This is a genomic window from Actinotignum sp. usb-actsch-213 (assembly GCF_059085665.1).
The window spans coordinates 1-478 of the sequence record NZ_JBHNSQ010000001.1; the positions used below are offsets into that span (position 1 = coordinate 1).

Genomic DNA, 478 nt, shown 5'->3' on the forward strand with positions numbered 1-478 from the left:
AAAACACAAGAAACTCAAAACAAAATCGTCATCACGCAAAATCACAAACAAACACACAACCAAAACCAAAAAAGGCCCTGGCATAAACATGNTTGNCATATAAAGATGCTCACGCTCACTATGCGACAACCAACCACCACACCAACACCACAACCAACCAACAAAACAAACAGTCCCATCAGCCAGCCACGGGCAGTAACAGACAAGCTAGTGTCCGAATGCCTAACAGCACGCCCAACCACAACACACAAACAACCCCCACCACACAACACGATGAAAGCAACCTGCATGCCACACATTTTTTACGCGTCCCAAACACAAGAAACAAAACAAAAACAAGCAAACCCACAAACAGGCCCACCCATGCGTCCCTTGCAAAAAAATCCTTAGAAAGGAGGTGATCCAGCCGCACCTTCCGGTACGGCTACCTTGTTACGACTTCGTCCCAATCGCCAGCCCCACCTTCGACCGCTCCCCC

General features: G+C 48.5%; 1 rRNA gene. It reads right to left on the reverse strand.

Annotated features, from left to right (window positions below):
• Positions 1 to 390: 390 nt before the first annotated feature.
• Positions 391 to 478 (reverse strand): 16S ribosomal RNA (locus AC5RK6_RS00005); the annotation flags it as partial.